Source organism: Geoglobus sp., assembly GCF_054018175.1.
Window position 1 is genome coordinate 1 of record NZ_JBPLZQ010000093.1, and the last position, 6,328, is coordinate 6,328.

6 protein-coding genes are annotated in these 6,328 nt (G+C 52.2%); 5 read left to right on the forward strand and 1 reads right to left on the reverse strand.

Features of this window, described 5'->3' with window-relative positions:
• The 5 genes from ACXJJC_RS07195 to glmS form a co-directional block, all read left to right on the forward strand.
• On the forward strand, positions 1 to 720 hold a 720-nt coding region (locus ACXJJC_RS07195), incomplete at its 5' end, for an NAD-dependent epimerase/dehydratase family protein (RefSeq protein ID WP_456370570.1).
• A gap of 13 nt (positions 721 to 733) precedes the next feature.
• Entirely contained in the window at positions 734 to 1,648 is a 915-nt protein-coding gene (locus ACXJJC_RS07200) for an NAD-dependent epimerase/dehydratase family protein (protein WP_456370571.1), read from the forward strand.
• Between the two features lies 1 nt (position 1,649).
• Positions 1,650 to 2,858 carry a bifunctional sugar-1-phosphate nucleotidylyltransferase/acetyltransferase gene (gene glmU / locus ACXJJC_RS07205; protein ID WP_456370573.1) on the forward strand — a complete coding sequence of 403 codons (1,209 nt, stop codon included), beginning with the start codon at positions 1,650 to 1,652 and terminating at the stop codon, positions 2,856 to 2,858.
• 10 nt (positions 2,859 to 2,868) lie between these two features.
• Positions 2,869 to 4,038 carry a bifunctional sugar-1-phosphate nucleotidylyltransferase/acetyltransferase gene (gene glmU / locus ACXJJC_RS07210; protein WP_456370574.1) on the forward strand — a complete coding sequence of 390 codons (1,170 nt, stop codon included), beginning with the start codon at positions 2,869 to 2,871 and terminating at the stop codon, positions 4,036 to 4,038.
• Entirely contained in the window at positions 4,039 to 5,814 is a 1,776-nt protein-coding gene (glmS, locus tag ACXJJC_RS07215) for a glutamine--fructose-6-phosphate transaminase (isomerizing) (RefSeq protein ID WP_456370576.1), read from the forward strand. It abuts the gene before it with no gap.
• 19 nt (positions 5,815 to 5,833) lie between these two features.
• Here glmS and ACXJJC_RS07220 read toward each other — a convergent pair.
• A partial coding sequence (locus ACXJJC_RS07220; protein ID WP_456370578.1) for a sulfite exporter TauE/SafE family protein occupies positions 5,834 to 6,328 on the reverse strand: 495 nt, incomplete at its 5' end.

Here is a 6,328-nt window from a genome sequence, read left to right on the forward strand (position 1 = left end):
GTAATACATCTTGCTGCAAAACTGCCAACGGCTCCGGGGTTGGTTGATGGCGTTAGTGAGGATGTTAGCTCTGTTAACGTGAAGGGCACAGAGAATGTCCTTGAACTCGCAAGGAGGCGTGATGTCAGGGTTGTTTTTGCCTCCACATGCAATCTCTATGGCATAGGTGGAAATCTGAACGAGAGTTCAGAGGTGAACCCTCTCAATCCCTATGCAAAATCAAAACTTGAAGCTGAAATGCTATGCATTGAGTATCACCAAACATATGGACTTGATATTGTCGTTCTCAGGCTTGCATCGGTTTTTGGCTACAGCCCGGGAGTTAGGTTCAACCTTGTGGCAAACTACTTCACCCTGAGGGCTTTGATGAACTACCCTCTTACTGTGTTTGGAGATGGTGGCAACTGGAGACCTTTCATTCATGTGAGGGATGCAGCAAGAGCATTTCTCCATTTCCTTGAAAAGGGAAAACCCGGTGAAATATACAACGTTGGGAAAGAGAATCACACTATTGGAGAATTAGCAGAGATAGTGAAGGAGACTGTAAACCCGGAGGTCGAGCTGGTATATTTAGGTGACAAAAAGCCTGAGTTCAGTTACCATGTAGACTTCACTAAAGCAACGAAAAATGGTTTTGAAGCTGAAATCACACTCAAAAACGGGGTAAACGATCTTGCATCGAAATTAAAATATTTGAGAAATCACAGTAGAATGGGATGAATGGGTGATCCGTATGAAGATTGCAGTCACAGGGGCAGGAGGATACGTTGGTGCGGGCCTTTCAGCAAAGCTGATGGAAAAAGATCATGAAGTGGTCATGCTCGATAACTTCTACAACTCACAGGTGTCAAGTGTCGGTGGTGTGGACATTATCTGGGCAGATGTGCGAGACAGGCTTGAGGTGGAGCAGATCATCAAACACTGTGATGTTGTGGTGCATTTGGCAGCAATCTCAGGTGTTGTGGATTGCGAAAAATATCCTGACAAGGCTTATGATGTGAATATCACTGGCACAGCAAACATCGCATGGATATGCAGGAAATACAACATTGATCTGATCTTTCCGTCCTCGATGGCTGTTGTTGGAAACCCGGAAATATTGCCTATAAAAGCCGATCATCCTAGGGATCCGTTGAACGTCTATGGATTCACCAAGGTGGCTGGAGAGAACATTATTGAAACTTTTTCGAGAAATTCATTCAACGCACTGGTTTTCGTGAAATCCAACCTGTATGGTGAGTACCTGCTCGACGGAACAAAAATAAGCAAGAGGACGGTTATAAACATATTTGTTGACAGGGCAAGAAGAGGTGAAAACCTCACTGTTCACAAACCAGGGACTCAGGCCAGGGACTTCATACATGTGCTTGATGTTATTGATGCTTATGTTCTGGCAGTTGAGAAAATGCCCGAAGGACTAAACTTTGTAACTCTCGCAAGTGGAGAATGTCTCTCTATTATGGAGATTGCCGAACTCGTAAAGAAGAATTCCCCAATACCAATTGAAATTGAACTGATCGAAAACCCGAGAAAACGTGAAACCCATGCTGAGAATTTTGAAGTCGATACTGAGGAAATAAAAAAACTTATTGGTTTTGAACCAAAACACAGTGTTGAGGACGAAATCAAATCTTTACTGAGGGGTTGAGATGCAGGCCGTAATCCTTGCAGCAGGTGAAGGAACCAGAATGAGACCCCTCACGTACACGAAACCGAAGGTCATGCTTCCAGTTGCGAACAAACCGATTCTCCAGCACGTGGTTGAGAACCTGATTGGAGCAGGAGTTGATGAGGTTATACTCGTTGTGGGATACAGGGAGGAGAGGGTGAGGGAGCACTTTGGCGACGAATTCGGTGGTGTGAGAATAAGGTACGTCAGGCAGAGCAGGCAGCTCGGCACGGCTCACGCGCTCTTATCTGCGGAACACCTCTTGGAGGATCGGTTTGTAATGCTGAACGGTGATGCGATCGTTTTTGAGGACGACCTGAAAAACCTCCTGAGAGAGGAGATGGCCATTGCCGTGAGGGAGGTCGAGAATCCGCAGGACTTTGGAGTGGTCACGGTGAAGGATGGGGTGGTCAGGGAGATAATCGAAAAGCCGGAGGTTCCGAAATCCAACCTCATTAACGCGGGCATATACGTCTTCACGAAGGAGATCGTCGAGTATCTGAGGAGAACTCCTGTTTCCATCAGAGGGGAGTACGAGATCACGGACTCGATAACGATGGCAGTTCAGGACGGAGTTGAATTCAAGGCGGTGCGCATCGAGAGGTGGATTGACGTGGGCTACCCCTGGGACATGCTGAGGGCGAACGAAATCCTGCTGTCGGAAATCGAGAGGGACATCAGGGCTGAGGTGGAGGAGGGGGCCGTGATAAAGGGCAACGTGGTTATTGGAGAGGGCAGCGTCGTCATGGCCGGCAGTTACATAGTCGGGCCGGTAATTATCGGAAGGAACTGCAGGATAGGGCCAAACTGCTACATAAGGCCGCACACTTCCATAGGAGATAACTGCCACGTTGGAAACGCGGTCGAAATCAAGAACTCCATAATCATGAGCAACACGAATGTTCCGCACCTCAACTACATCGGAGACTCGGTCATCGGCGAGAACTGCAACTTTGGGGCTGGAACGAAAATCGCAAATCTCAGACTTGACGAGGGTGAGATCACCGTAAACGTGAAGGGAAAGCCTGTGAATACGGGCAGAAAGAAGTTCGGAGCCGCCGTAGGTGATAACGTAAAAACGGGCATAAATGCCTCGATAAACGTCGGCAGCCTGATTGGTAATGACGTTTTTATCGGTCCGGGGGCTGTAGCCGGCGGATTCATCCAGCCGCACTCCCGGGTGTTTTAGGTGGTGTGTTATGAAGGCGGTTGTTCTTGCGGCCGGGGAAGGGCAGAGGCTGAGGCCGTTCACGGCTGGAAAGCCCAAGGTCATGATAAGAGTTGGAAACAGACCTGTCCTCCAGTATGTGGTCGATGCCCTCAGAAATGCTGGCATTCGCGATATAGTGATGGTGGTTGGCTACAGGAAGGACAGGGTGATGAGCTACTTTGGAGACGGGAAAAAATTTGGAGTTAAAATCGAGTACGCCTTTCAGGAACAGCAGCTCGGAACAGCCCATGCCATCAGGCAGGCGGAAGGATTTGTTGATGGGGAGTTCGTGGTCGTGCCCGGGGACAACATAATTGATGTGAGGGTGGTAAGGAGCGCGTTAAAGGTGAGAAATTCGGTGGTTTACAGGGTCGTGGAGAATGCAACCAAATACGGTGTTTTGAGGCTGGAGGGGCGGAGAGTAATCGAGATAGTGGAAAAGCCTGCTGAAGATGTGAGCTACCTGGCAAATACCGGGGTTTATCATCTCGACACCTCGGTGTTCCATTACATCGGGAACGAGAACGACCTTACCGCCGTGATAAACTCCATGAGTGAAGATGGCGTTGAGTTCACGGCGGTCGAGAGCGAAGGCGTCTGGCTGGACATTGTCTACCCCTGGGACATCCCCCGGGTGAACGAGATGGCCCTCAGCTCTGGGGGAAGGGTGATTTCCGGAAAGGTGGAGAGCGGCGTTCAAATTCTGGGAGATGTTGTTATTGGTGAGGGTTCCCTGATCAGGAGCGGCACTTACATAAGGGGACCGGTTTTCATAGGCGAGAACTGCGAAATAGGTCCAGGTGCAGTCATAGGCCCTGGAGTGTCGATCGGCAGCAACACGAAGATTGAGCCGTTTACTGTGATTGAAAACAGCGTTATTGGGGACAACGTAAGGATAGGGAGTGGGAGCAGGATCGAGCACTCAGTCGTCGACTCAGGAACCAGGATCATGCCGGGCTTCACGGCGGTGAAGGACTCTGCTTCTGTAGAGGAGAATGGAAAAGTGCTTAAAATCGAAACTGGTGCGTTTGTTGGAGAGGGGAGCAGGATCGGAGCGAAGGTTACGCTTCTCCCCGGAACCATAGTCGGGAACGGGGTGGAGGTGAGCCCCCTGAAGGTCGTCTCTGGCATCATTCCTGACGGCTCGAGGGTGTTGTGAATGTGCGGGATCGTCGGGTACATCGGTTTCAGGAAAGCCGATCAGGTGATAATCTCGGCTTTGAAGAGGCTCGAGTACAGGGGGTATGACTCCTGGGGTGTCGCCGTAAGGCACGGGAACGGAATATGGATCATAAAGAGGGTCGGGGCGATTGGCGAGGTTGAAGGATACGCTGTGGCTGAGGGCAGCATAGGGATCGGACACACGAGGTGGGCCACCCACGGAAAGCCATCGGAGATCAACGCCCACCCCCACACGGACTGCAGCGGGAAAATAGCGGTCGTGCACAACGGCATAATCTCGAACTTCCAGCACCTAAGGGAGGAGCTCGAGAGCAGGGGGCACGTGTTCAGCTCGGAAACCGATACCGAGGTGATAGCCCACCTCATAGAGGAGGAGTACTGTGGGGACCTGAAGGAGGCGGTGATGAAGGCGGTTGAAAGGCTGAACGGTTCCTATGCGGTGGTTGCGATGCACGCTGATAGCGAGGAGCTCGTGGCCGTGAGATACAGGAGCCCCCTCGTCATCGGGGTTGGAGATGGAGAGTGGCTGATCGCCTCGGACGTTCCGGCGGTTCTGGACTACACCAGCAGGGTGATCTACCTCGAGGACGGTGATGTTGTAAGGCTCCGGAACGGCGGTTTGGAAATCTGGAACGGCAGTAAAGAGGTGGAGAGAGAGGTCGTCACGATCCCCTGGAGTATCGAGGACGCGGAGAGGGGAGGGTACGAGCATTTCATGCTCAAGGAGATTCACGAGACTCCGAAGGTCATTGAGGACACTCTCTTCGAGTACCTGTCGGAGGACATCGAGATTGACGCGAGCTTCTCAGCCGGAATCTCCGAGGTTGTTTTCCTTGCCTGCGGAACGTCGTATCACGCGGGACTCGTCGGCAAGTACCTTATAGAGGAGCTTAGCGAAATTCCCGTGAGGGTCGAGTTCGCCTCTGAGTTCATCTACCACCAGCCACCCATGCACAGGGCCCTTGCCATAGCCATAACCCAGTCCGGAGAGACCGCAGACACGCTCGAGGCGATGAGGATTGCGAAAAGGCTCGGTGCGAGAACCCTCGCGGTTGTGAACGTTCTCGGAAGTACGGCCACGAGAATTGCTGACCACGTTCTCTACACGAGAGCTGGGCCGGAGATAAGCGTTGCTGCAACAAAGTCCTTCATTGCCCAGCTTGTTGTGCTGTACCTGCTCGCCTTCAGGCTGTCTGCAAAACCGAAAAGCGAGGTCGAAAGGCTCGTGGACGAGCTCAGGATGATGCCTGAACTCGTTAAAAGGGTCCTCGAGAGGGAGGAGGAAATAAGGGGCATAGCGGAAGAGCTTGCAGGTTACGAGAACATGATGTACGTTGGCAGGGGCATTGGAGTGCCGATAGCAATGGAGGGCGCGCTGAAGATGAAGGAGATCTCGTACATTCACGCTGAGGCGTATCCGGCGGGAGAGCTCAAGCACGGGCCGTTTGCCCTCCTCGGTGAGAGGACGCCGGTTATTGCCTCGGTAATACCGGATGGAACCTACGAGATGATGCTGAACAACATCAAGGAGGTCAAGGCGAGGGACTCCACTGTCGTTGCGGTTGCGGAGGAGAGCGATACAGAGGTGGAGAAGTACGTCGACCACACCATCAGAGTGCCTGCGTCGAAGCCAATCTTCGCCGCGATAACCCACTCGGTCGCCCTTCAGCTCCTCGCCTACCACACCGCAAGGGCGAGGGGGTGTGAGATCGACAAGCCGAGGAACCTCGCCAAGAGCGTGACGGTCGAGTGAATTCTATGGTGCTGATCGGTCAAAGCCTAAAAAAGCAGTAGTCTATCAGTATGGTTGCTCCTATGACCGCGATGAGGAGGTTTATGACATCCTTGAGCCTCGCACCGTCAAATTTTGCGCCGAGCTTCGTGCCTGCGAAAATCCCGAAGACCGATCCGGAAATCAGCATTAGCGAAACGCCGTAATCAACGCTGTTTATCGACGCGTAGCTGACGAAGCTCATCACCGAAAGGAGGAGTCCGTAGAATATCGTTATTCCAACGACCTCGGATGGCGAGATTTTGGCGAGATTCATCAGGGCGAAGCTCACTATCACTCCCGCACCCACGGACGTGAACTGGACCGTGAGTCCGACAGCGAAACCCAGAATGTACAGGTGGTACATCCTCGGCCTCACCGGAGGGGTTATGTCTCTTCTGAGCATGCCAACCAGAGCGCTGGTCATCAGAACAGCCCCCAGAACAGGGGTCAGGACCGAGTTGAGCACGTCCCTCTCAACAACCCTGAGCAGAAA

Excerpts from the sequence above, each read along its gene's own strand:
- ACXJJC_RS07200 (WP_456370571.1), top strand. The coding sequence starts at position 734 with ATGAAGATTGCAGTCACAGGGGCAGGAGGATACGTTGGTGCGGGCCTT.
- glmU (WP_456370573.1), top strand. The coding sequence starts at position 1,650 with ATGCAGGCCGTAATCCTTGCAGCAGGTGAAGGAACCAGAATGAGACCC.
- glmU (WP_456370574.1), top strand. The coding sequence starts at position 2,869 with ATGAAGGCGGTTGTTCTTGCGGCCGGGGAAGGGCAGAGGCTGAGGCCG.
- glmS (WP_456370576.1), top strand. The coding sequence starts at position 4,039 with ATGTGCGGGATCGTCGGGTACATCGGTTTCAGGAAAGCCGATCAGGTG.